The 25,597-nt window shown below is 70.9% G+C and carries 27 protein-coding genes; 6 read left to right on the forward strand and 21 right to left on the reverse strand.

All coding sequences use genetic code 11. The features are described from left to right. Window position 1: 1 nt before the first annotated feature. The 8 genes from ABTX78_RS18575 to ABTX78_RS18610 form a co-directional block, all read right to left on the reverse strand. Entirely contained in the window at window positions 2-244 is a 243-nt protein-coding gene (locus tag ABTX78_RS18575) for a hypothetical protein (protein ID WP_313943933.1), read from the reverse strand. Next, complete coding sequence (gene gatA / locus ABTX78_RS18580) at window positions 241-1,734, reverse strand: Asp-tRNA(Asn)/Glu-tRNA(Gln) amidotransferase subunit GatA (RefSeq protein WP_352207837.1); 1,494 nt, start codon at window positions 1,732-1,734, stop codon at window positions 241-243. Before gatA ends, ABTX78_RS18575 begins: the two co-directional genes overlap by 4 nt. A gap of 5 nt (window positions 1,735-1,739) precedes the next feature. Beyond that, window positions 1,740-2,036: an Asp-tRNA(Asn)/Glu-tRNA(Gln) amidotransferase subunit GatC gene (gene gatC / locus ABTX78_RS18585; RefSeq protein WP_015036350.1), complete on the reverse strand. Its 297-nt coding sequence runs from the start codon at window positions 2,034-2,036 to the stop codon at window positions 1,740-1,742. Between the two features lie 492 nt (window positions 2,037-2,528). After that, complete coding sequence (locus ABTX78_RS18590) at window positions 2,529-4,640, reverse strand: putative bifunctional diguanylate cyclase/phosphodiesterase (protein WP_365938339.1); 2,112 nt, start codon at window positions 4,638-4,640, stop codon at window positions 2,529-2,531. Window positions 4,641-4,956: 316 nt separating this feature from the next. Beyond that, the gene (ligA, locus tag ABTX78_RS18595) at window positions 4,957-7,140 is read right to left on the reverse strand and encodes an NAD-dependent DNA ligase LigA (RefSeq protein WP_352207838.1); all 2,184 of its coding nucleotides are present in this window, start codon (window positions 7,138-7,140) and stop codon (window positions 4,957-4,959) included. A gap of 29 nt (window positions 7,141-7,169) precedes the next feature. Further along, on the reverse strand, window positions 7,170-8,123 hold the full coding sequence (locus tag ABTX78_RS18600; RefSeq protein ID WP_502993896.1) for a methionine synthase: 954 nt from the start codon (window positions 8,121-8,123) through the stop codon (window positions 7,170-7,172). A 38-nt stretch (window positions 8,124-8,161) separates the two neighbouring features. Then, on the reverse strand, window positions 8,162-8,851 hold the full coding sequence (locus ABTX78_RS18605; RefSeq protein WP_352207840.1) for an SDR family oxidoreductase: 690 nt from the start codon (window positions 8,849-8,851) through the stop codon (window positions 8,162-8,164). Between the two features lie 29 nt (window positions 8,852-8,880). After that, the gene (locus ABTX78_RS18610) at window positions 8,881-9,420 is read right to left on the reverse strand and encodes an LOG family protein (protein ID WP_352207841.1); all 540 of its coding nucleotides are present in this window, start codon (window positions 9,418-9,420) and stop codon (window positions 8,881-8,883) included. An 83-nt stretch (window positions 9,421-9,503) separates the two neighbouring features. Here ABTX78_RS18610 and ABTX78_RS18615 point away from each other — a divergent pair, with 83 nt between their 5' ends. Next, window positions 9,504-9,842: a DUF427 domain-containing protein gene (locus ABTX78_RS18615; RefSeq protein WP_352207842.1), complete on the forward strand. Its 339-nt coding sequence runs from the start codon at window positions 9,504-9,506 to the stop codon at window positions 9,840-9,842. A gap of 77 nt (window positions 9,843-9,919) precedes the next feature. Further along, window positions 9,920-10,717 carry an alpha/beta fold hydrolase gene (locus ABTX78_RS18620; protein ID WP_352207843.1) on the forward strand — a complete coding sequence of 266 codons (798 nt, stop codon included), beginning with the start codon at window positions 9,920-9,922 and terminating at the stop codon, window positions 10,715-10,717. A 69-nt stretch (window positions 10,718-10,786) separates the two neighbouring features. On the opposite strand, the gene mnmA is transcribed toward ABTX78_RS18620, so the two are convergent. Beyond that, the gene (gene mnmA / locus ABTX78_RS18625; protein WP_352207844.1) at window positions 10,787-11,911 is read right to left on the reverse strand and encodes a tRNA 2-thiouridine(34) synthase MnmA; all 1,125 of its coding nucleotides are present in this window, start codon (window positions 11,909-11,911) and stop codon (window positions 10,787-10,789) included. A gap of 61 nt (window positions 11,912-11,972) precedes the next feature. Here mnmA and ABTX78_RS18630 point away from each other — a divergent pair, with 61 nt between their 5' ends. Further along, window positions 11,973-12,656: an N-acetylmuramoyl-L-alanine amidase gene (locus tag ABTX78_RS18630; protein WP_352207845.1), complete on the forward strand. Its 684-nt coding sequence runs from the start codon at window positions 11,973-11,975 to the stop codon at window positions 12,654-12,656. Window positions 12,657-12,729: 73 nt separating this feature from the next. On the opposite strand, the gene ABTX78_RS18635 is transcribed toward ABTX78_RS18630, so the two are convergent. Together ABTX78_RS18635 and ABTX78_RS18640 are read right to left on the reverse strand one after the other, a co-directional pair. Then, complete coding sequence (locus tag ABTX78_RS18635) at window positions 12,730-13,893, reverse strand: cysteine desulfurase family protein (protein ID WP_352207846.1); 1,164 nt, start codon at window positions 13,891-13,893, stop codon at window positions 12,730-12,732. Window positions 13,894-14,003: 110 nt separating this feature from the next. After that, on the reverse strand, window positions 14,004-14,594 hold the full coding sequence (locus ABTX78_RS18640; protein ID WP_352207847.1) for a TetR/AcrR family transcriptional regulator: 591 nt from the start codon (window positions 14,592-14,594) through the stop codon (window positions 14,004-14,006). A gap of 232 nt (window positions 14,595-14,826) precedes the next feature. On the opposite strand from ABTX78_RS18640, the gene ABTX78_RS18645 reads away from it, so the two are divergent. After that, window positions 14,827-15,771 carry an alpha/beta hydrolase family protein gene (locus tag ABTX78_RS18645; RefSeq protein ID WP_352207848.1) on the forward strand — a complete coding sequence of 315 codons (945 nt, stop codon included), beginning with the start codon at window positions 14,827-14,829 and terminating at the stop codon, window positions 15,769-15,771. 103 nt (window positions 15,772-15,874) lie between these two features. On the opposite strand, the gene ABTX78_RS18650 is transcribed toward ABTX78_RS18645, so the two are convergent. Beyond that, a complete protein-coding gene (locus tag ABTX78_RS18650) occupies window positions 15,875-16,303 on the reverse strand; it encodes a DUF4190 domain-containing protein (protein WP_352207849.1) in 429 nt (142 codons plus the stop codon). 22 nt (window positions 16,304-16,325) lie between these two features. Further along, entirely contained in the window at window positions 16,326-16,484 is a 159-nt protein-coding gene (locus ABTX78_RS18655) for a hypothetical protein (protein ID WP_352207879.1), read from the reverse strand. 97 nt (window positions 16,485-16,581) lie between these two features. Between ABTX78_RS18655 and ABTX78_RS18660 the strand changes: the two genes are divergently transcribed. Continuing rightward, complete coding sequence (locus ABTX78_RS18660) at window positions 16,582-17,196, forward strand: TetR family transcriptional regulator (RefSeq protein WP_352207850.1); 615 nt, start codon at window positions 16,582-16,584, stop codon at window positions 17,194-17,196. Here ABTX78_RS18660 and ABTX78_RS18665 read toward each other — a convergent pair. Next, window positions 17,165-18,229 carry a helix-turn-helix transcriptional regulator gene (locus tag ABTX78_RS18665; protein WP_352207851.1) on the reverse strand — a complete coding sequence of 355 codons (1,065 nt, stop codon included), beginning with the start codon at window positions 18,227-18,229 and terminating at the stop codon, window positions 17,165-17,167. The two genes, ABTX78_RS18660 and ABTX78_RS18665, sit on opposite strands and share 32 nt — an antisense overlap. A 113-nt stretch (window positions 18,230-18,342) precedes the next feature. On the opposite strand from ABTX78_RS18665, the gene ABTX78_RS18670 reads away from it, so the two are divergent. Next, the gene (locus ABTX78_RS18670) at window positions 18,343-18,915 is read left to right on the forward strand and encodes a TIGR03086 family metal-binding protein (protein ID WP_352207852.1); all 573 of its coding nucleotides are present in this window, start codon (window positions 18,343-18,345) and stop codon (window positions 18,913-18,915) included. Window positions 18,916-19,028: 113 nt separating this feature from the next. On the opposite strand, the gene ABTX78_RS18675 is transcribed toward ABTX78_RS18670, so the two are convergent. From ABTX78_RS18675 to ABTX78_RS18705, 7 genes are all read right to left on the reverse strand, one after another. Then, on the reverse strand, window positions 19,029-19,880 hold the full coding sequence (locus ABTX78_RS18675) for an SRPBCC family protein (protein ID WP_352207853.1): 852 nt from the start codon (window positions 19,878-19,880) through the stop codon (window positions 19,029-19,031). Continuing rightward, a complete protein-coding gene (locus tag ABTX78_RS18680; protein WP_352207854.1) occupies window positions 19,877-20,194 on the reverse strand; it encodes an ArsR/SmtB family transcription factor in 318 nt (105 codons plus the stop codon). The genes ABTX78_RS18675 and ABTX78_RS18680 overlap by 4 nt, the downstream gene beginning before the upstream one ends. A gap of 122 nt (window positions 20,195-20,316) precedes the next feature. Continuing rightward, the gene (locus tag ABTX78_RS18685; RefSeq protein WP_352207855.1) at window positions 20,317-21,174 is read right to left on the reverse strand and encodes a thioesterase family protein; all 858 of its coding nucleotides are present in this window, start codon (window positions 21,172-21,174) and stop codon (window positions 20,317-20,319) included. Window positions 21,175-21,260: 86 nt separating this feature from the next. After that, window positions 21,261-21,920: a trimeric intracellular cation channel family protein gene (locus ABTX78_RS18690; protein WP_352207856.1), complete on the reverse strand. Its 660-nt coding sequence runs from the start codon at window positions 21,918-21,920 to the stop codon at window positions 21,261-21,263. 18 nt (window positions 21,921-21,938) lie between these two features. Continuing rightward, window positions 21,939-23,378, reverse strand: a complete 1,440-nt coding sequence (locus ABTX78_RS18695; protein WP_352207857.1) for an ABC transporter ATP-binding protein — start codon at window positions 23,376-23,378, stop codon at window positions 21,939-21,941. A 20-nt stretch (window positions 23,379-23,398) separates the two neighbouring features. Further along, on the reverse strand, window positions 23,399-24,496 hold the full coding sequence (locus ABTX78_RS18700) for an ABC transporter ATP-binding protein (protein ID WP_313943955.1): 1,098 nt from the start codon (window positions 24,494-24,496) through the stop codon (window positions 23,399-23,401). Then, window positions 24,493-25,491, reverse strand: a complete 999-nt coding sequence (locus ABTX78_RS18705) for an ABC transporter permease (RefSeq protein ID WP_352207858.1) — start codon at window positions 25,489-25,491, stop codon at window positions 24,493-24,495. Before ABTX78_RS18705 ends, ABTX78_RS18700 begins: the two co-directional genes overlap by 4 nt. Window positions 25,492-25,597: the final 106 nt, after the last annotated feature.

The raw sequence follows: 25,597 nt of genomic DNA on the forward strand, positions 1-25,597 counted from the left end.
CTCAGCCCAGCAGGACGTCGTCGTCGCCGAGCCGCTTCAGCTCGCGATACAGGATCGCCAGGCCGGTCACGATGGCCGCGGCGGAGATGGCGGCATCGATGAGCCGGAGCGTGTCGTTGTCCTGGCGGGCGAGCCTGGCCTGCTTGGCGACGCTGAGCGCACCGAAGGCGGTGGTGCCGAGCGACACGTAGAGACCGGACTTGGACTTCTTGAAGTTCTTGGCTTTCTTGGCCATGGCACTCATAGCGACGGAGCCTCCTCAAGCAGCGGGTGTCCCCACTTTTCCACGAAGGCGGCCTCAACGGCGGCGCCGACCTTGTACAGCCGGTCGTCCTTCATGGCGGGGGCGATGATCTGCAGTCCGACCGGGAGATTGTCCTCCGGGGCCAGGCCGACGGGCAGCGACATCGCCGCGTTGCCGGCCAGGTTGGTCGGGATGGTGCACAGGTCGGCAAGGTACATCGCCATCGGGTCGTCGGCGCGCTCACCGATCGGGAAGGCGGTGGTCGGGGTCGTCGGCGAGACGATGACGTCGACCTGCTCGAAGGACCTGTCGAAGTCCTGCTTGATGAGCGTGCGGACCTTCTGGGCGCTGCCGTAGTACGCGTCGTAGTAGCCGGAGCTGAGCGCGTACGTGCCGAGCATGATGCGGCGCTTGACCTCGTCGCCGAAGCCGGCCTCACGGGTGAGCGCGGTGACCTCCTCGGCGGACTTCGTGCCGTCGTCGCCGACCCGCAGGCCGTAGCGCATGGCGTCGAAGCGGGCGAGGTTCGAGGAGCACTCGGACGGCGCGATCAGGTAGTAGGCGGAGAGGCCGAGGTCGAAGGACGGGCAGTCCAGCTCGACGATCTCGGCGCCCAGCTCCTTGAGCACCGCGACGGCCTCGTCGAAGCGCTGCATGACGCCGGCCTGGTAGTGCTCGCCGCGGAACTGGTTGACGACACCGACGCGCATGCCGGTGACCGAGCCGTTGCGCGCGGCCTCGACGACCGCCGGGACCGGGGCGTCGATGGACGTCGAGTCCATCGGGTCGTGGCCGGCGATGACCTCGTGCAGCAGGGCCGCGTCCAGGACCGTGCGGGCACAGGGGCCGCCCTGGTCGAGCGAGGAGGAGAAGGCCACCATGCCGTAGCGGGAGACGCCGCCGTAGGTGGGCTTGACGCCGACCGTGCCGGTGACGGCCGCGGGCTGGCGGATGGAGCCGCCGGTGTCCGTGCCGATGGCGAGCGGGGCCTGGTGCGAGGCCAGGGCGGCGCTGGAGCCGCCGCCGGAACCGCCCGGGATGCGGGTCAGGTCCCACGGGTTGCCCGTGGGGCCGTACGCGCTGTTCTCGGTGGAGGACCCCATGGCGAACTCGTCCATGTTGGTCTTGCCGAGGATGACGACGTCGGCTTCCTTCAGCTTGCGCGTCAGGGTGGCGTCGTACGGCGGGATCCAGCCTTCGAGGATCTTGGAACCGACGGTGGTCGGGATGCCCTCGGTGGTGAAGATGTCCTTCAGCGCGAGCGGCACACCGGCCAGTGGGCCGAGCTTCTCGCCCGCGGCGCGCTTGGCGTCGACGGCACGGGCCTGCGCGAGCGCGCCCTCGCGGTCGACGTGCAGGAAGGCGTGCACCTTCTCGTCGACGGCTTCGATACGGGCCAGGTGGGCCTCGGTGACCTCCACGGCGGTCAGTTCGCCGGCGGCGATCTTCCCGGCGATCTCGGCCGCGGTGAGCTTGATGATGTCCGTCATGATGATCAGTCCTCCCCCAGGATCTGCGGCACCTTGAAACGCTGCTGCTCCTGGGCCGGGGCGCCGGAGAGCGCCTGCTCGGGGGTGAGCGACGGACGGACCTCGTCCGCGCGCATGACATTGGTCAGCGGCAGCGGGTGGGAGGTCGGGGGTACGTCTTGGTCGGCGACCTCGGAGACGCGGGCGACCGCGCCGATGATGTCGTCGAGCTGTCCGGCGAAGTGGTCGAGCTCTTCGCCCTTCAGCTCCAGACGCGCCAGCCGGGCGAGGTGGGCGACCTCCTCGCGCGTAATGCCAGGCATGCAGCGATCCTCAGGGGTGAGTGCGTGTGGTTTGGCCCAATCCTATGGGGCCCGGGGCGCTGCCCACGAAACGGTTTCGCGGCCGGGCCGCTCCACGGGCTCCGGGCGGCCCATCCTGACACCTGCCGGGGACGCGGCTGCGGGCGCGGGTGGTGAGGCTGGGGCGCGCGCGTGGTGGGGCTGGAGGGCTCGGGTGGTGAGGCTGGGGCGCGCGCGTGGTGAGGCTGGAGAGCTCGGGTGGTGAGGCTGGGGCGCGCGCGTGGTGAGGCTGGAGGGCTCGGGTGGTGAGGCTGGGGCGCGCGCGTGGTGGGGCCGGAGGGCTCGGGTGGTGAGGTGGCCGCCCCTGGGTGTGCGGCTTCCGGACGGGCCTCCCGGCCGCTGCGCGGTACCGGCGAGGACCGGCCACAGCGGCACGGCGGCTCTCCCCGTGGCCCTCGGGACAGGTCCCGGGCCGGGGCGGCTGAGCGCCCGTCGAGGCCGGCGTACGGCCCTTCAGGGCACGACTTGGCCGGATGGTTCGTCGGCGTCCGAGGACTCGACCTCCTCGTGGCGGTGCCAGCCGCGTTCGCCCCTTGCCCGCAGCCAGGCCGTTGTCTCCTGGGGCGGCATGGCGGCGGCGACCAGCCATCCCTGGACGGCGTCGCAGCCCAGATCGCGCAGCCGCTCCCAGGTCTCGTCGTCCTCGACGCCCTCGGCGACGACCAGCAGGCCCAGCGAGTGGGCGAGGTCGACGGTGCAGCGGACGATCTCCGCGTCCTCGTTGTCCACGGCGAGCCTCGCCACGAAGGAGCGGTCGATCTTCAGCTCGCTGACGGGGAGCCTGCGCAGATGGACGAGCGAGGAGTAGCCGGTGCCGAAGTCGTCCAGGGACATCTTCACGCCGTGGTCGGTGAGCCCGGCGAGGGTGTCGGCGGCGCGCTGCGGGTCCTCCAGCAGCACATGCTCGGTGATCTCCAGCTGGAGGGCGCCCGGCGGGACGCCGTGCCGGGCGAGGCGGGCGGCGACGGAGCCGGCGAAGCCGGGGGTGTGGACGTCGCGCGGCGAGACATTGACGGCGACCGGGACGAACAGCCCCTGCGAGCGCCACTTGGCGACCTGCGCGAGGGCGGTGTCGAGCACGTACTCCGTGAGGTGGGGCATCAGCCCGGAGGACTCGGCGATCGCGATGAACTCGTCCGGAGGGACCCGCCCGCGGTCCGGGTGCACCCAGCGCACCAGGGCCTCCAGGCCCGCCACATGGCCGTCGAAGCGGACCTTCGGCTGGTAGTGCAGCTCCACGTCGCCGGCGTCCAGAGCGCGGCGCAGATCGCCGAGCAGGCCGAGCCGGTCGGGGGTGTTGCTGTCGCGCTTGGATTCGTAGACCTCGACGCCCGTACGGTCCCGCTTGGCCTGGTACATGGCGACGTCCGCGCGGCGCAGCAACCCTTCGGCGTCCAGCGCGTGGTCGGGGAAGACGGCGACCCCGGCGCTCGCCTCCAGGACGAGGGTGAGCCCGTCCAGGTCGAGCGGTGAGGACAGTTCGGCGACCAGGAGGCGGGCGACGCGCTGGGCGCTGGTGGTGGAGTCGGCGGCCGGCAGCAGCACGGCGAACTCGTCGCCGCCGAGCCTGGCCGCCTCGGCGCCGCGCGGCAGGGCGAGCCGCAGCCGCTCGGCTATCTGCAGCAGCAGCCGGTCGCCGGCGAGATGGCCGAGGGTGTCGTTGACGGAACGGAACCGGTCGAGGTCGATGAGGACGAGCGCGGACCGGGCGCCACTGCCCTCCGCGTCCTCCAGGGCCGCCCAGGTCCGCTCCAGCAGCCACTGCCGGTTGGGCAGCCCGGTGAGCGGGTCGCGCAACTGCTCCTCCGCCCGGGCCCGGGCGATCCACAGGGTGGAGTCCAGGGCGATCAGCGGCACCGCGAACAGCGGCAGCATCAGCGGCATGGCGACGGCGACGACGCAGATCAGCGGGGCGATCCCGAGCAGGGCGACTGCGACAAGGCCCTGCCGCATCAGGGCCGTACGGGCGATGGTGGGCAGCCCGGTGCCCTGGGGGGAGAGGACGTACCACAGCAGGACGCGGGTGACGGTGAGATGGACGGTGGCCGCCAGCATCACTTCGGGCAGGGCCGCGATACCCCAGTCGAGTGGTTCCCAGGGTTTCTCGACGCTCGGTGTCACCCCGAAGAGGGCGAGCACGAGGGCCGCGGCGCCGATGCCGAGGATGTCGACGGAGCCGTGCAGCAGACCTTGTCGCCGGCGGTGGGTGCGGGCCGCGCCGACGAGGGCGACGACGGCCAGGCTCACCAGCCCGGCCGGTACCCAGCCGAACAGCAGCAGGACGGCGAGGGTCAGAGCGGAGCCGGAGCCGGTGCCGCCCCACCAGCGATCGCGGCCGAGCGCGACGAGGTGGCCGACGATGATTCCGGTGAGGACGGCGAGCGACCAGCCGACCGTGGAGCCCGGGAAGAGTGCGCGGCCTTCGCGGAGCGTGTCGAGGATGCCGGTGACGAGCACCAAGGCGGCGCCGGTGACGACGGCGACGGGCAGTCCCGGCGTCATGCCGGCCAGGGCCGCGAATCCCCGCGGCCGTGAGACCGGGGCGGCGCTCTCGGTCGGTTTCATTCCCGTCCCTCTCACAGCCGGCGGTGCCGATGCCTCGCGATGGCTCCCGTTGTCATGCCACCACGACTGACATCCCACCACGCAGCCGTGCACGACAGGCGCACGTCTCAACAGTAGGCCGCAGTTGGCTTCGACGGGCAGCGCTCTACAGGTCTTGCCCGAATGCGACCCAGCCACCCTTATCCGTCTGCTATGCGCTGAACGGGTGACCTGTACCGGTCGTTGGGACCCCGCGCCGGGCGTCTCATTCCCGCCCTGCGCGCCCCCTTCGGCTCCTCGAACGAGCCCCCTCCAAGACCCGCGCACGCCCCCTCCGTCACGCCTCTGGAGGCACAGCGGCCTCACGCGCCGCATCCGGCCCCTGTTCGAGCAGAATCACCAGCCCCTGTTCGTCCAGAACGGGCACCTTCAACTGCATCGCCTTGTCGTACTTGGAGCCGGGGTTGTCCCCGACCACGACGAACGCCGTTTTCTTCGAAACAGAACCGGCCACTTTCGCACCGAGGCCCTGGAGGGCCTCTTTTGCGCCATCCCGCGTGTAGTTCTCGAGTGTTCCTGTGACAACGACGGTGAGTCCTTCGAGCGGACGGGGCCCCTGCTCCTCCCCCGCTCCCTCTTCCTCCGTCCGGACGCCGGCCGCGGCCCACTTGCGCAGGATCTCCTCGTGCCACGGCTCCGCGAACCACTGCTTGAGGGAGGCGGCGATGATTCCGCCGACGCCGTCGGTGGCGGCCAGTTCCTCCTCGGTCGCCTGGCGGATCCGGTCGATGGAGCGGAATTCACGGGCCAGCGCCTCCGCGGCGACCGGCCCCACATGCCGGATGGACAGGCCGGTGAGGACCCGGGCGAGCGGGCGTTCCTTGGCGGCGGCGATGTTCTCCAGCATCGCCACGGCGTTCTTCTTCGCCTCGCCCTGCTGGTTGGCGAAAACCGTCGCGATCTTCTCCTCGCCGGTCTTCGGGTCGCGCTTGGGCAGTCCGCTGTCCTGGTCGAGGACATACGCCTTGATGGGCAGCAACTGCTCGATGGTCAGGTCGAAGAGGTCGCCCTCGTCCCGCAGCGGCGGCTCCGCCGGCTCCAGCGGTCTGGTCAGCGCGGCGGCCGCCACATAGCCGAAGTGCTCGATGTCCAGGGACTTCCGGCCCGCGAGATAGAAGAGTCGCTCACGCAACTGGGCCGGACAGGAACGGGCGTTGGGGCAGCGCAGGTCGACGTCGCCCTCCTTCATGGGCCGCAGCGCCGTCCCGCACTCGGGGCACTCGGCCGGCATCACGAACTCCCGCTCGCTGCCGTCCCTGAGGTCCACCACCGGACCGAGGATCTCGGGGATGACGTCACCGGCCTTGCGCAGCACCACGGTGTCCCCGATGAGCACACCCTTGGACTTGACGACGTCCTGGTTGTGCAGGGTGGCGAACTCGACCTCGGAGCCCGCCACGGTGACCGGCTCCACCTGGGCGTACGGCGTGACGCGTCCGGTACGGCCCACGCCGACCCGGATGTTGACCAGCTTGGTGTTGACCTCCTCCGGGGCGTACTTCCACGCGATGGCCCACCGCGGCGCCCGCGCGGTGGAGCCCAGGCGGCCCTGGAGCGGGATCTCGTCGAGCTTGACGACCACCCCGTCGATCTCGTGCTCCATCGAATGGCGGTTCTCGCCGAAGTGGGCGATGAACTCCCGCACGCCCTCCAGGGAGTCCACGACCTTGTTGTGCTGTGCGGTGGGCAGGCCCCACTCGCGCAGCAGGTCGTACGCCTGGGAGAGGCGATCGATGTCGAAGCCCTGCCGGGCTCCGATGCCGTGCACCACCATGTGCAGCGGCAGGGTCGCGGTGACCTTGGGGTCCTTCTGTCGCAGCGAGCCCGACGCGGAGTTGCGCGGGTTGGCGTACGGCTGCTCACCGGCCTCCACGCGCCGGGCGTTGAGCTCCTGGAACTTGGCCATCGGGAAGAAGACCTCGCCGCGGATCTCCACCAGGTCCGGGATGCGGTCGCCCCGCAGCCGGTTGGGGATGTCCGCGATCGTGCGGACGTTGGGCGTGATGTCCTCGCCGACCCGCCCGTCGCCACGGGTGGCCGCCCGGGTCAGCCTGCCCTTCTCGTACGTGAGGTTCACCGCGAGGCCGTCGACCTTGAGCTCGCACAGGAAGTGGAAGTCCGGGGTGCCGACGTCACGGGCGACGCGCTCGGCCCAGGCGGACAGTTCGCCCTCGTCGAAGGCGTTGTCCAGGGAGAGCATGCGCTCGCGGTGTTCGACCTTCGCCAGGTCGGTTTCGTACTGCCCGGAGACCTTCTGCGTCGGGGAGTCGGGTGTGCGCAGCTCGGGGTACTGCTCCTCGAGTTCCTCGAGCGAGCGCATCAGCGTGTCGAACTCGCCGTCGCTGATGACCGGCTGGTCCTTCACGTAGTAACGGAAGCGGTGCTCCTCGACCTGCTCGGCGATGAGGGCATGCTGCTCCCGTGCCTCTGCGGGCAGTCCCGTCTGCTGTTCGCCAGCCACCGTTTCGTCCTCCCGATTCCCCGGCACCCTTACTCAGGGTTGTCTGCGAGCGATCTCGCGGCCCGGACGCAGTGGGCGAGCGCCGCCCGCGCGTACGCCGGTGAGGCACCCGCCAGTCCACAGGTGGGAGTGATCACGACGGACTCGCCGAGAGTCCCCGGATTCAGCCCCAGCCTGCGCCACAGCGTCCTGACACCCATGACGCTACCCGCAGGGTCCGACAATGCCGTGTCAGTGGACGGCACGACTCCCGCGAAGAGCTTCGTGCCGCCCTCGACCGCCTCACCGATCTCTTCGTCGTCACGCTCGGTGAGCAGGCCGAAATCGAACGATATCCCCGCGACGCCGGCCCGGCGCAGCAGGGCGAACGGCACGTCCGGCGCGCAGGAGTGGACGGTCACGGGCCCGTCGCTGACCCCCATCACGTCCCGCAGCGCGGACTCCACCACCTGTCGGTCCACCGCCCGGTGCGTGCGGTAGCCGCTGGCCGACGCGATCTGCCCGCGCAGCACCGCGATCAGCGAGGGCTCGTCCAGCTGGAGCGTCACGGAGGCGCCCGGCACCCGGCGGCGTACATCCGCCAGATGCGCACGCAGTCCTTCCGCCAGCGACGCGGTGAGGTCACGGCAGGCACCGGCGTCCGACAGGGCCGCCTCGCCGTTCCGCAGCTCCAGGGCCGCGGCGAGCGTCCACGGGCCGACCGCCTGGATCTTCAGCGGCCCCTCGTAACCCTGTGTGAACTCCTCCAGCGCGTCGAGGTCTTCGCCGAGCCAGGAACGGGCACGCCGGGTGTCGCGGCCCGGACGGTCACTGATCCGCCAGCCGCTGGGCTCGACATGCGCGTACATCTCCACCAGCAGCCCGATGGTCCGCCCGATCATGTCGGCGCCCGGCCCGCGGGCGGGCAGCTCGGGCAGATACGGGAACTCCTCGACGGACCCGGCGACCGTCTTCGCGGCCTCGCGCGCGTCCGTGCCGGGCATGGAGCCCACTCCGGTCGCGGGTCCGAACAGCACGTCGCTCACCGGCCCGGCCGCACGGTCACGTCGTTGATCTCCGCGTCGCGCGGCAGGTCCAGCGCGGTGAGGATGACCGTCGCGACGGACTCGGGGTCGATCCAGCGCGCGGCGTCGTACTCCTTGCCCTCCTGCGAGTGCACCTTGACCTGCATGGGGCTTGCCGTGCGGCCGGGGTAGACCGAGGTGACCCGTACGCCGTTGCCGCTCTCCTCGTGGCGCAGCGAGTCGGCGAGGGCCTTCAGCCCGTGCTTGGAGGCCGCGTAGGCGGACCAGTCGGCGTGCGCGGTGAGGCCGGCGCCCGAGTTGACGAACAGCACCTGGCCCCGGGAGGCGCGCAGTTGCGGGAGCATCAGCCGCGTCAGCTCGGCGGGCGAGACCAGGTTGGCGTTGAGCTGCTGGTGCCAGGTCGTCGGCCGCAGCTCGGCGACCGGGCCGAGGTCGACGACGCCCGCGATGTGCAGGAGCGTGTCGAGCCGGTCCGGCATGGGCTGCATGCCGAACGACTTGGAGATGCGGTCCGGGTCGGCGAGGTCGGCGACGAGCGTACGGGCGCCCTCGTACCGGGCGGCGAGTTCCTTCGCGCGGCCGGCGTCACGGGCCAGCAGGACGAGTGCGTCGCCGCGCTCGTGGAGCCGGCGGGCGACCGCCGCGCCGATGCCGGAGCCCGCCCCGGTGATCAGATGTGTTGGCATACCGACCATGCTCGCACTGCCGTGACCGCCTACTGCACCCCGGCGGCCTCCTCCAGGTACGCGAGGGCCGCGACACCGTCCTCGGCGAAGAACACCAGGTCGGTCAGGGGTACGGGCAGGAAGCCCTCCTCGTCCATGCGCCGGAACTGCTGCTTGAGGCCGTCGTAGAACCCGGCGGTGTTCAGCAGCACGACCGGCTTGGTGTGCCTGCCGTGCTTCTTCAGCTCCAGGATCTCGGTCGCCTCGTCCAGGGTGCCCGTGCCGCCGACCATGATCACGACGGCGTCGGAGCGGGAGAGCAGCAACGCCTTGCGCTCGGACAGGTCCTTGGCGACCACCATCTCGTCGGCGTCGGCGCGGGCGAGGGTGTGGAGGAAGTCGACGGAGACGCCCACGAGCCGTCCGCCCGCCGCCCGCACCCCATCGGCGACGACCTTCATCAGTCCGCTCTCGGAGCCGCCCCACACGAGCGTGTGGCCGCCCTTGCCGAGGAGTTCCGCGAACTCGCGGGCCGGGCGCGTGTAGCGGTCGTCGAGGTCGGCGGCGGAGAGGAAAACGCAGATGTTCATGACGCCACCGTATTACCGGCGTCGGACACCCGGAGGGGGCCCGGGACGGGAAGAAGCGGGCCGCCGCCGGTGCTGTACCTGGCATGACGAAGGCACACACCGGACATCGCATCACGGTCGAGCAGGGCACGGTCCATGTCATCGCCCGCCATGGCGGGGTGTTGCTCGCGGAGAGCCGCCGGCCCCTGATCCTGCACGAGACCGGCTATCCCGACCGCTACTACCTTCCGCCCGAGGATGTGCGCAGCGATCTGTTCACCCCTTCCGGCACCCACAGCCACTGTCCCTTCAAGGGCGACGCCGACTACTGGTCGCTCCCGGACGCGCCGGACCTGGTCTGGTCGTATCCGGAGCCGAAGACGCAAGTCGCCGAGATCAAGGGCCATTTCTGCTTCTACGACACCGAGGTCGTCCAGGACTGACCGGCCGTCTCGCCGGGCCGGCGGAAAATTTCGCGCGCGACCGATGAGTTCCTGAGCGGGCACCGGTCAGCTCTCTCATGGACAACATGAGCAGGACGCTCAGCAAGGCGGAGTCGGGGGACGGCACCCTCATCGCGTACGAGCAGCGGGGCGACGGTCCGCCGGTGATTCTGGTCAGTGGCGCGCTGTGCACGTCCGCGGCGGAGGCGCCGCTCGCGGGGCTGCTCGCGTCGCGGTTCAGCGTGTTCACATACGACCGGCGCGGCCGTGGTGCGAGCGGTGACACCGCTCCGTACGCCGTGGAGCGGGAGATCGAGGATCTGGCGGCGGTGATCGGTGAGGCGGGTGGAGCCGCGGCCGTGCACGGGACGTCGTCGGGCGCGGCATTGGCGCTGCGGGCGGCGGCCGCGGGGCTGCCGATCACGCAGGTGTCCGTCTACGAGCCTCCGTACGACCCGGACGGGGCGCCGGGAGCCCCGCCGCCGCCCTACGAACACCGGATGCGGGCGCTCCTCGCCGAGGACCGGCGCGGAGAGGCGCTCGCGGTCTTCCTGGGTGAGATGGGGCTGCCGCCCCAGGCCCTGGACGCGATGCGCGGGACGCAGATGTGGACGGACATGGAGGCGGTCGCCCCCACGCTCGTCTACGACCACGAGGTCATGGCGGGCGGAGGTGTGCCCACCGCGATGCTGGGCGGGGTCGGGACCCGGGTGATGGTCGTCGACGGCGGGATGAGTCCTCCCTTCATGCGGGAGGCGGCACGCCTGGTCGCCCAGGCTCTGCCGCGCGGCCGGCACCGCACCCTGACGGGCCAGACGCACGAGGTGGCACCGCATGTGCTGGCGCCACTGCTGCTGGAGTTCTTCTCCGCGTAGAGCCGGGCGTCGGTCTCAAATCTCAGGTCTCAGCGACGTCCGGTCCCGTCAGACGTCAGGTGTCAGGTGTCAGGCGACCGATGCCGTCACGCGCCGCGTGGAGGCGATCGTCGCCGAGCCGACCACCCGCGTGCCGTCGTACAGCACGACCGCCTGGCCGGGGGCCACTCCCCGCACCGGCTCGGTGAAGGTCACGCGCAGCTCGCCGTCGACCAGTTCCGCGCTCACCTCGGTCTCGCCGCCATGGGCCCGCAGCTGCGCGGTGTACGTCCCCGGACCCGTCGGCGCCGCCCCGCACCAGCGGGGCTTGATCGCGGTCAGGGCGGTGACGTCCAGCGCCTCCACGGGGCCGACCGTGACCGTGTTGTTCACCGGGGAGATGTCGAGGACGTAGCGGGGCTTGCCGTCCGCGGCCGGGTGCCCGATCCGCAGCCCCTTGCGCTGGCCGATGGTGAAGCCGAAGGCGCCGTCGTGGGTGCCCACCTTCGTACCGCCCTCGTCGACGATGTCGCCCTCAGCCGTACCGAGGCGGTTCGCCAGGAAGCCCTGGGTGTCACCGTCGGCGATGAAGCAGATGTCGTGGCTGTCCGGCTTCTTCGCGACCGCCAGTCCCCGCTCCTCGGCCTCGGCCCGGATCTCGTCCTTGGTGGTGAGGGTGTCGCCGAGCGGGAACATCGCGTGCGCGAGCTGGCGCTCGTCGAGCACCCCGAGGACGTACGACTGGTCCTTGGCCATGTCGCTGGCGCGGTGCAGTTCGCGGCTGCCGTCCTCGCGCTCGACGACGGTGGCGTAGTGGCCGGTGCAGACGGCGTCGAAGCCCAGCGCGATCGCCTTGTCGAGCAGCGCGGCGAACTTGATCTTCTCGTTGCAGCGCAGGCAGGGGTTGGGGGTGCGGCCCGCCTCGTACTCCGCGACGAAGTCCTCGACGACGTCCTCGCGGAAGCGCTCGGCGAGATCCCAGACGTAGAACGGGATGCCGATGACGTCGGCCGCGCGGCGGGCGTCGCGGGAGTCCTCGATGGTGCAGCAGCCGCGCGCACCCGTGCGGAAGGACTGCGGATTCGCGGAGAGCGCCAGATGGACACCGGTCACGTCGTGGCCGGCCTCGGCGGCACGTGCGGCGGCGACGGCGGAGTCCACGCCGCCGGACATGGCGGCGAGCACACGGAGGGGACGCGGGGAAGTCTGAGTCATAGCGCTACCAGGGTAAGGGGCCCGGGGAACCAGAGGCTCGCGAGTATGCGTTGAACAGCGCATGGGAAGCGATGAGAAGCGCGGCGGACAGCGGCGGATCAGCAGACGAGCCGCGCTGATCGGCGGCACGGCCGCGGTGGTGGGGGCGGGTGCGGTGGCCCACGACGAGCTGCGACGGGTCTGGTGGCAGGTGCCCGGCGTGCAGAAGAAGCGGGTGGAGGGTGAGCTGGACCACCTCGGAGCGGTCTGGACGGCGGCGGCCCGGGCGAACTGGCGCCAGGCGGACCGGCCCGACGACTACCACATCGACCGGGTGGTCATCCATGTCGTGCAGGGCAGCTATCCCACCGCTCTGAAGGTCTTCAAGAACCCGGGGCACGGCGCGGCCACGCACTACGTGGTGGGCAAGGACGGTCGCGTCGCCCAGATGATCCGCGAGCTCGACGTCGCTTTCCACGCGGGGAACCGCGAGATGAACGAACGGAGCATCGGCATCGAGCACGAGGGCTTCGTGGACCGGCGCCGCGACTTCACCGATGCCATGTACGTGTCCTCGGCGAAGCTCACCGCGGGGATCTGCGTGCGGTACGGGATACCGGTGGACCGCGGGCACATCATCGGCCATGTGGAGGTGCCGGGGACGGACCACACGGACCCGGGACCGCACTGGGACTGGAACCGCTATCTGAAACTGGTACGCGGCCAGATGCCGTCGGCCCGGCAGATGGCGGAGAAGAAGGCCTGAGCCCGGTCCGCGGCGACAGGTTCCCGGGACTCGACCGAGCCCCAGGGACGCGGCTCAGCCCCGGCAAGACGATCTAGCTGAGGCCCGCGGCACGGGCCCGCTGCACCACCGGTCCGATCGCCTCGGCCACCGCCTTCACATCCGCCCTGGTGGAGGTGTGGCCGAGGCTGAAACGGAGCGTGCCGCGCGCGAGGTCGGGGTCCGAGCCGGTCGCCAGCAGGACATGGCTGGGCTGGGCGACACCGGCCGTGCACGCCGACCCGGTGGAGCACTCGATGCCCTGGGCGTCGAGCAGCAGGAGCAGGGAGTCCCCCTCGCAGCCGGGGAAGCTGAAGTGCGCGTTGGCGGGGAGCCGGTCCGCCGGGTCCCCGCCGAGGACCGCGTCGGGCACGGCCGTACGGACGGCGTCGACCAGTTCGTCACGCAGGGCGCCGATCTCGCGGGCGAACTCATCGCGCCGCTCGGCGGCGAGCCGGCCCGCGACCGCGAAAGCGGCGATCGCGGGGGTGTCGAGGGTGCCGGAGCGCACATGCCGCTCCTGGCCACCCCCGTGCAGGACGGGGACCGGGGTGTACTCCCGGCCGAGGAGCAGGGCCCCGATGCCGTAGGGGCCGCCGATCTTGTGGCCGGAGACGGTCATCGCGGCGAGCCCGGAGTCGGCGAAACCGACGTCGAGCTGGCCGAAGGCCTGGACGGCGTCGGAGTGCAGCGGAATCTCGAATTCCCGCGCCACGGCGGACAGTTCCGCCACCGGCATGACGGTGCCGATCTCGTTGTTCGCCCACATCACGGTGGCGAGGGCCACGTCGTCGGGGTTCCGCTCGACGGCTTCGCGCAGGGCGTCGGGGTGCACCCGTCCGTACGCGTCGACCGGCAGATACTCGACGGTCGCGCCCTCGTGCTCGCCGAGCCAGTGGACCGCGTCGAGCACGGCGTGGTGTTCCACGGGGCTGGTGATGACCCGGGTACGGGCGGGCTCCGCGTCCCGGCGCTGCCAGTACAGACCCTTGACCGCGAGGTTGTCCGCCTCGGTGCCGCCGGCGGTGAAGACCACCTCGCTCGGGCGCGCGCCGAGCGCCTCGGCGAGGGTCTCGCGGGCCTCCTCGACGGCACGGCGGGCCCCGCGCCCGGCGGCATGCAGCGCCGAGGCGTTGCCGGTGACGGTGAGCTGCGCGGTCATCGCCTCGACGGCCTCCGGCAGCATCGGAGTGGTCGCAGCGTGGTCCAGGTAAGCCATGGTGGCCACGATTCTACGAGGCATGGCGGGGGCGCGGAGGCGGCGCAGGGGGGCACATGTGCGCGGAGCCCGCCACGCCCGACCGCGGGGGCGGGCGCAGGGCCCCGCGGTCAACGCGGTTGGCGCAGTCCCGCGATGAGTAGTCCGACCAGCCGGCGCGCGTCGTAACGTGCGTCGCTGCCGGAACCGATGCAGAGATTCCCGACTCCGCGCATGAGCTCGTAGGGCTCCACGTCGGACCGGATCTCGCCGGATGCGGCCGCCGCGTCGAGCAGCTCGCCGCACACGGGCACGAGACGGTCGAGGAAGTAGCTGTGCAGCGTCTCGAAGCCGGCGTTGTCCGACTGGAGCACGGCGGCGAGTCCGTGCTTGGTGACCAGGAAGTCGACGAAGAGGTCGATCCAGCGCCCCAGGGCGGCGTGCGGAGTCGCACCGGACGCCAGCAGGGCGGGGCCGGCCTCGGCGCAGGCGTCCACCTGGTGCCGGTAGACGGCGATGATGAGATCCGCCCGCGTCGGGAAGTGGCGGTAGATCGTGCCCATCCCGACGCCCGCCTCCGCCGCGATGTCGCGGACCGGCGCCTGGACCCCGGATCTGACGAAGACCGTCGCGGCCGCCTCCAGCAGAGTCTGCTGGTTGCGCCGTGCGTCCTTGCGCCGGGAGCCGGCCGAGCTTCCCGCGCCTTGGTCGCCGTCGTTCAACGCGGCACCCCTTCCATGAGTTTCCCGCGACTCTCCTGAGACTCCTGCGAGCCTTGCAAAGCGGAACACCGCTCCGTATCGTTGGCGGAGCGGGGTTCCGTTTTTCTCATGATGCCAGAACCGGGCCGGGCGACCACGCCGCAACCGCCGCCCTGCCCCGGCCCGACACCGCGGCTGCCGGGCCCGTGCCTGCCACCTCCACCGTGCACAGCAACCGAACGGAAGCATTGCCATGCCCGAATCCATCATCGCGACCGCACCACGTATCGCGAGTGCCCCCACGACGATCGTGTCCGCCAAGCCCGTGGTCCTGCCCGCCCCCGGCCGCGGCGAGGACCTCCAGGTCCGCGTCTCCGCGCCCGCGACCGGCGGCGACCTGCCCGTCATCGTCCTCTCGCACGGTTTCGGCTGGTCGATGGACGGTTACGCTCCGCTGGCCGACTTCTGGGCCGCCCGCGGCTTCGTGGTCGTCCAGCCCACCCATCTCGACTCGAGAACGCTCGGCCTGCCTGCCGACGACCCCCGTACGCCGCGGATCTGGCGCATACGCGTCGAGGACCTGGTGCGTGTCCTCGACGGGCTCGACGTCCTGGAGGCCGCCGTGCCGGGCCTCGGCGGACGCCTGGACCGCAGCCGTACCGCCGTGGCCGGCCACTCCTGGGGAGCCCAGACGGCGAGCACACTCCTGGGCGCGCGGGTCCTCGACTCCGACGGCGTTCCCGGGGAGGACCTGTCCGACTCTCGCGTGATGGCGGGCGTGCTGCTGACCCCACCCGGCCGGGGCGGCGACGACCTGACTCCGTTCGCCGTCGAGAACCTGCCCTTCATGAACCCGTCCTTCGACGGCATGACCATGCCGGCTCTGATCGTCGTGGGTGACCGGGACCAGTCGGCGCTCACCACCCGGGGGCCGGACTGGTTCACCGACCCCTACACCCTCAGCCCGGGAAGCAAGAGCCTGCTCACCCTGTTCGGGGCGGAGCACTCGCTCGGCGGCATCCCGGGGTACGAGGTCGCGGAGACGACGGACGAGAGCCCCGAACGCGTCGCTCTGGTCCAGCAGTTGACGTGGGCGTATCTGCGCAGTGCGCTCGACCCCGCCGACACCAGTTGGAAGATGGCTCAGGCCGCGCTGGAGGAGGACCCTCACCCGCTGGGGTCGCTGCGGAGCAAGTAGGCCCCGCCGAACGCCGAACGCCGACCGCCTCCCGCGGCGCTGCGGGAGGCGGTGGGTGCGGCGCGGCGAGGAACCGCACGCGCGCGCCCAAGTCGTAGGGCGGTCAGCCGCCGAAGCTCCAGACGACGGTGCCGTTCATGGCCACGAGCACGCCGAGGACGACCAGGTCGGCGACGCCGAGGGCGAGTCCGAGGAGGGCGCGGCCACGGCGTGCGGTGCCCCGCCACAGAGCGAGGGAGGCGAGCACGATGGCGGTCGGGCCGAGCAGGATGTTCATCACGAGCAGGCCGACGAGGCCGAGTACGAAGGCTGCGACGGCCATGCCGTCCGCGTCGCGGCGGCCCGTCGGACGGGTGCGCGCGGCCGAGTTGGGGTTGCTTGGGGTGCCGGAGTCCGGCGTGTCCGCGTTGGGCAGGTCGGATTTCGGCAGGTCGGAGTGCGGAGTTCCGGCGTGCGGGGCGCTGCGGTCGGTGTGCTGGGTGCGGTCGCTGTGGTTCACGCGGTCGCTGTGCTTGACGGCGGAGAGCTGCATGTCCGGTTCGGCTCCTTCCGGGTCAGTGCTGACGGGCGCGACGCTCGCGCACGGCGAAGACGAGAAGCCAGACGCCGATCACGGCGCAGGCGACGAAGCTGGCGGAAAGGGGGAGTTGGGCCACGGCGCCCAGCAGGATCCCCAGGAGGAGCAGTGCTGCGACGAGGGCGATCATCGTCATCCTTTCGACATTTCGGTGAACATTTGTAGGTACGACTGTTCACTGACTGGCGAGTCTACACTTCCTTTATCCGGAGAACGGTTGTTTACTCAGTTCCATGAGTCACACCGCCGGAATCCGCCAGGCCCAGAAGCAGAAGACCCGTCAGGCCCTCCTGGACGCAGCGCTGCGGCTGCTCGAGGAGCAGAGTCTGAGCAGTCTCGGGCTGCGCGAGGTGACCCGGGCCGTGGGCGTGGCGCCGACGGCCTTCTACCGCCACTTCCGGGACACGGCCGACCTCGGTGTGGCGCTGGTCGAGGAGACACTCGGCAGTCTGCACGCCACGATCGGCGAAGCGCTCACCGAGGAGGCGGACGATGCGCGTATCGACCGGACCGTGAACCTGATCATGGATCTCGTCCGCACCTCCCCCGCGCATGTCCGCTTCATCGCGCGGGAACGGCACGGCGGAGTGCAGTCCGTACGCGCGGCGATAGCCGAGCAGTTGCGGCAGTTCGGCGACGAGGTCGCGGCGGCATTCGCCGACGAGCCCGAGGCGGACGGCTGGAGCGCCGCGGATGTGCGGATGCTCGCCGGGGTGTACGTGGACCACATGGTCATGACGGCGTCCGCGTTCCTGGAGGCCGGGCCCGAGGGGCTCGACCGGGCGGCCTCGCTGGCCCGCCGTCAGCTGCGGCTGATCAGCCTCGGCCGCCGGCACTGGCTGGACTGACGGTGCCCTCCCCGTAGAACGCGACGATCCCCGCCGCGGCGCGCGCCAGTTCGGCACGCGCCTGCGGCGGGGAGAGCACCTCGACGCTCTCACCGAAGGCGAGGAGCACGCGGACCGCCGCCAGGGAGGTGAGGGCGAGCTCCACCCTGGACCAGCGCGGAACCTCCGCGCCCGCCTGCCGCCCGGACCCCTTCGGCGTTTCCGCGCCCGCCTGCCGCCCGGACTCCACCGGCTCCTCGGGCACGGGCTCGCCGGTCAACCGGCTGCCGTGCATCCGCAGAAACAGGTCCAGCCGCTCCTGGCTCACCCGCGCCGTCACGAAAACCTCCGCGGGCCGGTCCTCCACCTGACGGCGCAGCACTTCCCAGACGTCGGCCAACTCCTGACCGGCACGCCGTCGCACGGGGTCGTCGGTGACGGCGGCGGACAGCACCCGGTCGGCCCGGAAGAGGCGGGGTGCGCCGCGGTGATCGGCGACCAGGTACCAGATCCCGGCCTTCACGACGAGGCCGTACGGGTCGAGGGTGTACGTCCGAGGTTCGGTGGTGCCGCTGTGGCGGTAGCGCAGTCGCACCCTGCGGTCCGTGAAGACGGCCGAGTTGAGCGCGTCCAGATCGACGGCCGGACCCGGTGCCTTCATCCAGCGCGCCGGGTCCACCAGGATCCGGCGGCTGGTCAACTCGGCACCGGGCCGGTGCGGTTCGGGCAGCGCGGCCATCACCTTGCGCAGCGCGGAGCCCAGTGCCTCGTCGAGGCCGAGGGCGCTGTGGGCGCCCTGAGCAGCGAGGACGAACAGGGCGCGGGACTCGTCCGCCGTCAGCCCGGTGACATCCGTACGGAAGCCCGGCAGCAGGGCGATCCCGCCGTGGCGGCCCCGCTCGGCGTAGACGGGGACACCGGCGGCGGAAAGGGCCTCGACGTCGCGGTAGATGGTGCGTACGGACACCTCCAGGCGCTCGGCGAGCTCGGCGGCGGGCACGAGACCGCGGGTCTGGAGCAGCAGGAGGATCGAGAGCAGCCGGTCGGATTTCACGTGGCGAACGTCTCCGGAAAACATGACGGGAGGTGTCAGGTTATCCCGGAACAGTGCGTGTGGCCGGCGAGCAACGAGTTCGCGGGACTGGCGAGTTCGAGGAGATGGATGACATGAACGATCCCCGCCCCCTGTACGAGCGCGCGGCCGAGCAGTTCGCCGGCCTGGTGAAGATGGTGACACCGGACCGGCTGGACGCTCCGACGCCGTGTACCGAGTTCGACGTACGGGCCCTGCTCTCCCATGTCGTGGGTGGCACGCACCGGATCGCGCTCGTCGGTGAGGGAGGCGACGGTCTGTCGGTGCCCGCCCGCGCGGACGGCATCCCGGATGACGGCTGGAGCGCGGCGTACGACGCGGCGCGCAGCCGCTTCGGCGAGGCATGGGCGGACGACGCGAAGCTGGCGCGTCCGGTGACGGTGCCGTGGGGCGCCGAGGTTCCGGGAGCGGCCGCGGTGGGCGGCTACGTCATGGAGACCCTGACCCACACCTGGGACCTGTCCCAGGCGCTGGGGCATCCCCTCCCCCTGGACCAGGAGCTGGCGGAGATCATTCTGCCGCTGGCCCGGGAGGTACTCCCGGTCGAACCCCGCGGGGGGCCCGTCCCCTTCGGGGCCGTGCAGGAGGCACCGGAGGGCTCCGACGCGTACGCACGGCTGGCGGCGTGGATGGGCCGTACGGTGTGAGAGCAGGCCCGGACCCGGCCCCGGGAGCGGCGGTCGCCGCTCCCGGAGACGGACCCGGGACCTGTGGTCACCACTCCTTGCTGACGGGCCCCGGAGCGGGCCCGGAGCGGACGTCACCGCTCCTGGAGCCGGGCCGCCAGGTGCTCGATGCGCTGTCGCCAGGAGTCGAGCGCGGCCCGGGTGTCCAGGTCCGCCGGGCCCGTCTGGGTCAGGACGAGGCGCGGGCCGTGGCCGGTGCCCTGGCCCAGGTCCCAGCGGACCTCGCCGCCGGAACGCCAGGCGTAGACGAGCAGTTCGGGGGCGTGGACCTCGACGACCGGTCCCGCGGGGGCGACGGGTGCGGTGAATCCCTCGGGCACCGGTGCGCCGGCCTCGGGAGTCCCACCACCGGTCAGGAGGTCCCAGACCGTCCCGGCGGGACGGACGAGCTGCCGCTCGAAGCGGATCCGCAGGCCGTCGGCCGTGTCCTCGACCGTGCCGGCGGTGAGGCCGAACCGCTCGATGTACGCCTCGTGCAGGGCGCCCGCCGCGTCCCCTTCGACGTCGGGCGCCCTGCCGTCGAGCAGTTGCGCCAGCGCCGTGATGCAGATGTGCCAGCCGGAGGCGAAGCTCGCCGCCCCGAACCGGTCGCCGAAGGTGTGCACCAGGGTCAGCAGCGACCCGTCGCCGTCCGGTGTGATCTCCCAGCGCAGATGATCCTCGCCCCAGGTGAAGGCGAACACGTGCGGCTCGTCCGCGTCGGTCACGGTGCCGGTCATGCCGGGCTCTGCCTCACCGGGGAAGAGGAACCCGATGGCGCCGCCGGGACGCAGCTCCACGGTCACCTCGGAGGGGAACCACCGGGCGAGGTGTTCGGGCGTGGTGATCGCGGCCCAGACCTTCTTCGGCGGGTGTGCGAGCCGGCGCTCCATCCGCAGCGCGTTGCGTCCGTCCTCGGTGGTGAGGGTGTCGGGGTGCGGGGTCATGAGGAGTCGTCCTCCATCGCGTCGAGATGGCGTTCGAGGGCATCGAGGCTCCCCGCCCAGAGATGGCGGTAGTGCGCGAGCCAGGCGTCGAGCTCCGCGAGGGGCTCGGGGCTCAGCTCGTACCAGCGGCGCTGCGCGTCCTGCCGGACCCGGACCAGCCCGGCCTCGCGGAGCACCCGCAGATGCTTGGAGGTACCGGGCTGGCTGAGGCCGAGCCGTTCGGTGAGTTCACCGACCAGATGCGGACGCTCCAGGAGCAGGTCGAGGATTCTGCGCCTGCTGGGCTCCGCGAGCACGTCGAACGGTATGGGCATACCGTGAACATACTCACTGGGTTATATAACCGCAAGAGAATGAAGCGTAGTGCGGGGCGGCACCCTTACCGACTGCCGTACTTGCCGGCACCTTCACCGGCTGCCGTACCAGCGCGGCACCTTCAGCGATCCGCGGACGGGCGCGGCGCCTTCGCCAGTTGCCGGGACTGGGCGACGAGCCGGTCGCGGCTGTCCCAGACCTCGGCGTCCTCCTCCAGGAATCCGCCCGCGAGGTTGCGGGTGGTGATGGAGACCCGCAGCGGGCCGGGCGCCGGACGGCAGCGGATGTGTGTGGTGAGCTCCACCGTGGGCGTCCAGCCGGTCAGCCCGAGCTCGAACGAGGTCGGCGGCAGGGCGTCGACCGTCAGGAGCAGCGAGAAGGGGTCCGCGTCACGCCCGTCCGCGAGCGAGAACCAGCCGCGCATCTCCCCCTTGCCCGAAGGCGCCCCGACGGCCCAGCCGACGGTCGCCGGGTCGAGCCGGATGTTCAGCCGCTCGGTGATGGCGGAGCTGCCGGGGATCGCCACCGGACCGTCCGCGGGGCCCAGGCACTGCCCGTAGGGGGGCATGGCCGGCGGGGCCGCGGACGTGCGGACCTCGTCGGAGAGCGCGTCGAGATCGCCGTAGGTGGCGAGCACGCGAATGCGCTCGACCTCGGTGCCGTCCTCCTCGAACTGGACGAGGGAGGCCTGGCCGGTGGAGAGCGTGCGGCCGGTGCGGACGATCTCGGTACGGATCATCGCGGGACCCGGCTGCGACGCGGTGAGGTAGTGCGCCGAGACCGTGAAGGGGTCCGCGTGGGGCAGGGCCTCGCCCAGGGCGCGGCCTAGTACGGCCAGCAGGTACCCGCCGTTGACGGCGCGGACGATCGTCCAGCCCGCCGAGAGCTCCGCGTCGTAGACGCCCGGTGCGCGCAGGGACACAGCGGTGTCGCGGTCGAACTCGCTGTCCCCGATCGATGCCTGAACTGCCTGTGCCATATCGGTACGGTACAACAGGCAATTACTGAGCGGTAGCTTTCTCGCCACGAAGCTGGGCCGGCCCCGGGTACGGGCCCCGGATACGGCTACGCCTCCTCCGCGGCGGACGAGCGCCGGTTCCAGGCTCGGGGTGCGCGCCAGTTGAAGCGCATCGCGGCCAGCCGGAGCAGGAAGGCGGTCATGACGGCGGCCCCGCTGGTGAACGCGTTCAGCATGTCGAAGCGGATGCACAGCACGACCATGGTCGCGCCGACGATGGCAGGCACTGCGTAGAGGTCGCGGTCCCAGCGCAGCAGGGACGGGACCTCGTTGGCGAGGACGTCCCTCAGCACACCGCCGCCGACCGCGGTCGCGAGGCCGAGCACCGCGGACGAGGTGAGGCTGAGCCCGTACTCGTACGCCTTGGTCGTGCCCGTGACGCAGAACAGGCCGAGGCCGGCCGCGTCGAACACGTTGACCCCGGACTGGATGCGCTCGACCTGCGGGTGCAGGAAGAAGATCAGTGCGGCGGCGACCAGCGGCATGACGAAGTACCCCAAATCCGTGAAGGCCGCCGGGGGCACGGCCCCGATGATCAGGTCACGGAACAGCCCTCCGCCCAGCGCGGTGACCTCGGCGAGCACCGCGATGCCGAAGACGTCGAAGTTCTTGCGCACGGCGAGCAGTGCACCGGAGATCGCGAAGACGAAGATTCCGGCGAGGTCGAGCGAATGCTGGACGGAGGGCGTGAACAGTTCTTGGAGCACCGGACGATTGTGCCGGTTCTACTCCTTGGTGGTGTCCCGCGGGCCCTTGGCCTCGTCCGCGTCGGTGGCCTCGGCCACCGGCGTCTCGGACCCGGCGACCGGGGCGTCGGGCTCGGCGGCCTTCGCGACCGGCTTCTCGACCACGGCGGCCTCAGGCTCGGCCCCGGGAGCCTTGGCCACAGCGGCCTCAGGCTCGGCCTCGGCGGCCTTCGCGACCGGATTCTCGACCACGGCGGCCTCAGGCTCGGCCCCGGGAGCCTTGGCCACAGCGGCCTCAGGCTCGGCCTCGGGCTCGGCCTCGGCGGCCTTCGCCACCGGCGCCTCGGACACGACCGGATCAGCGACCACCGCGGCGGCCTCCGCCGACTCCTCCGACTTCGGCTTCGCGTCGACGATGTCGATCGCCTCCCGCGCCGACGCGATCACCACGTCCTGCGGGACCTGGTCCGGCGCGTTCTCCGGGTGATGGCAGGCCACTTGCTGCCCAGGCTTGAGGGCGATCAGCGGCGGCTCCTGCGTGGTGCAGATCTCCGTCGCCTTCCAGCACCGGGTGTGGAAGCGGCAGCCCGTCGGCGGCGAGATCGGCGAGGGCACGTCGCCCTTGAGCAGGATGCGCTCGCTCTTGACGCCGCGACGGCGCGGATCGGGCACCGGCACCGCCGACATCAGCGCCTTCGTGTACGGGTGCATCGGCGCCTCGTACAGCGACTTGCGGTCCGCCAACTCCACGATCTTGCCCAGGTACATGACCGCGATGCGGTCCGAGACGTGCCGGATCACCGACAGGTCGTGGGCGATGATCACGTAGGTGAGGCCCAGCTCTTGCTGGAGGTCGTCGAGCAGGTTCACCACCTGCGCCTGGATGGAGACGTCCAGCGCGGAAACCGGCTCGTCGGCCACGACCAGCTTCGGCTTCAGGGCGAGCGCGCGGGCGATGCCGATGCGCTGGCGCTGGCCGCCGGAGAACTCGTGCGGATAGCGGTTGTAGTGCTCGGGATTGAGACCGACCAGGCCCAGCAGCCGCTGGACCTCCTTCTTGATCCCGCCCTCGGGCGTGACGCCCTGGAGCTTGAACGGCGCGCTGACGATCGAGCCGACCGTGTGACGCGGGTTCAGCGATCCGTAGGGGTCCTGGAAGATCATCTGGACGTCCCGGCGCAGTGGACGCATGGCGCCCACGCCGAGGTGCGTGATGTCGGTACCCTCGAACTCGATGGAGCCGCCGGTCGGTTCGAGGAGCCGGGTGATGAGCCGGCCCATCGTCGACTTGCCGCAGCCGGACTCGCCCACGACGCCGAGCGTCTCGCCGGGAAGCACGTCGAAGCTGATGCCGTCGACCGCCTGGACGGCGCCGGCCTGCCGGCGCAGCAGCCCCTTGGTGATCGGGAAGTGCTTGACCAGTCCGGTGACCTTGAGCAGCGGCTCGGGCGAGGAGGTGGCCTGCTCCGGGATCGTCATCTCGGAATCCTTTGTCTCACTCACAGCTTCGGCGCAATCTCTTCGGTCCAGATCCGCGTGCGGTCCTCCTGCGACATGTGGCAGGCCGAGTGGTGCCGGCTGCCGACCTCACGCAGGTTCGGCCGCTCGGTGCGGGTGATTCCGCCCTTGGGCACATCGGCGTACGGACACCGCGGGTGGAAGGCACAGCCACTGGGGATGTTGATCAGGCTGGGCGGGGAGCCCTTGACCGGGATGAGGCGTTCGGTCTGGTCGCGGTCGATGCGGGGCATCGATCCCAGCAGGCCCCAGGTGTAGGGGTGCTGCGGCTCGTAGAAGACCTTCTCGGCCGGACCGCGCTCGACGCAGCGGCCGCCGTACATCACCAGGATGTCGTCGGCCAGCTCGGCGACCACACCCAGGTCGTGGGTGATGATGATGACCGCGGAGCCGAACTCCTTCTGCAGATCGCGGATCAGGTCGAGGATCTGCGCCTGGACGGTGACGTCCAGGGCGGTGGTCGGCTCGTCGGCGATGAGTAGCTCGGGGTTGTTGACGAGCGCCATCGCGATCATCGCGCGCTGACGCATACCGCCCGAGAACTCGTGCGGGTAGCTGTCCACGCGCTTGTGGGGCTCCGGGATGCCCACCCGGTCCAGCAGCTGGACGGCGCGCTTCATCGCCGTCTTTTTGTCCACCTTGTTGTGGACCTGGTACGCCTCACTGATCTGCTTGCCGATGGTGTAGTACGGGTGCATCGCGGACAGCGGATCCTGGAAGATCATCGCCATGTCGCGGCCGCGCAGGCGGCGCACCTCGTCCGGATCGGCGGACAGCAGTTCCTTGCCGTTGAGCCAGATCTCGCCGGACAGGTGGGCCTTCTGCCGGCCGTACTGGCCGACGCGGTGCAGACCCATGATGCCGAGTGAGGTCACCGACTTGCCGGAGCCGGACTCGCCGACGATGCCGAGGGTCTTGCCCTTCTCCAGCTGGAAGGAGAGTCCGTCGACGGACTTCACGAGACCGTCGTCGGTGGGGAAGTGCACCTCGAGGTCGCGGACTTCGAGGAAGGCCGTCGAGGGGGCCGATCCCGCGGAGACGGGCTCGCCGACGGCGCCGGTCTTCGTCAGTTCGGTCATGAGAGCCTCACTCGGGGGTCGATCACTGCGTACAGGAGGTCCACGACAAGGTTCGCGAGGACCACGAAGAAGGCCGAGATGAGGGTGACCCCGAGGATCACCGGCAGATCGTGGTCGCTGATGGCCTTCACCGCGTTGTACCCGAGACCGTGCAGCGAGAAGGTGCTCTCGGTGAGCACCGCGCCGCCGACCAGCGCTCCGAGGTCGAGGCCGAGGACCGTGAGGATCGGGGTCATCGTCGAGCGCATCGCGTGCTTGCCGATGACCACGGGTTCGGTCAGGCCCTTGGCCCGGGCGGTACGGATGTAGTCCTCGTTGAGGACCTCCAGCATGGTGGCCCGGGTGAGCCGCGCATACATCGCGGCGTACAGGAAGGCCAGGGTGACCCACGGCAGGATCATGCCGTTGAACCAGGTAGCCGGATCGTCACCGAAGTCCGTGTCCGGGCGTCCGAACCAGCCGAGCTGGTCGGAGAAGAGCGCCAGGGACAGGATGCCGGTGAAGTAGATCGGCAGGGAGACACCGCCGAGGGCGATGCCCATCGCCGAACGGTCCAGCGGGGTACCGCGCTTGAGGGCGGAGACGATGCCGGTGGCGACACCGCCGATGACCCAGAGCACGACGGCACCGAGGGCGAGCGAGAGGGTGACCGGCAGCCACTCCAGGAGCAGCGGCCAGACCTCCTGCTCGGTCTTGAACGAGTACCCGAAGCAGGGCGCGGCGCACTGCGTCACGTCGGAACCGTTGGAGTACGTACGCCCGGCCACCAGCCCGACCACGAACTTGCCGAACTGGACCAGGATCGGGTCGTCCAGGCCCATCTTCTGCCGGATGCCCTCGATGGCCGCCGGGTCGGACTGCTTGCCGACGAAGTAGAGCGCCGGGTCCGTCCCGATCATCTTGGGGAACAGGAAGAAGATTCCGAAGGTCACCAGAGTGATGACCATCAGCATGACGATGACGGCGAAGATTCGCCGGATGAGATATGCAAGCACTGCGCTCGGCCCGACGGCGACCCGGGGGCCCTCTCTTCTGGAGAGGGCCCCGGGCCACCGCTCGCGGCCATCACCTGCCCTTCGTGCCTAGCGGGTGTGGCACTGG

The sequence above is a fragment of the Streptomyces sp. NPDC096193 genome, from assembly GCF_040302905.1.
Lineage (GTDB): Bacteria > Actinomycetota > Actinomycetes > Streptomycetales > Streptomycetaceae > Streptomyces.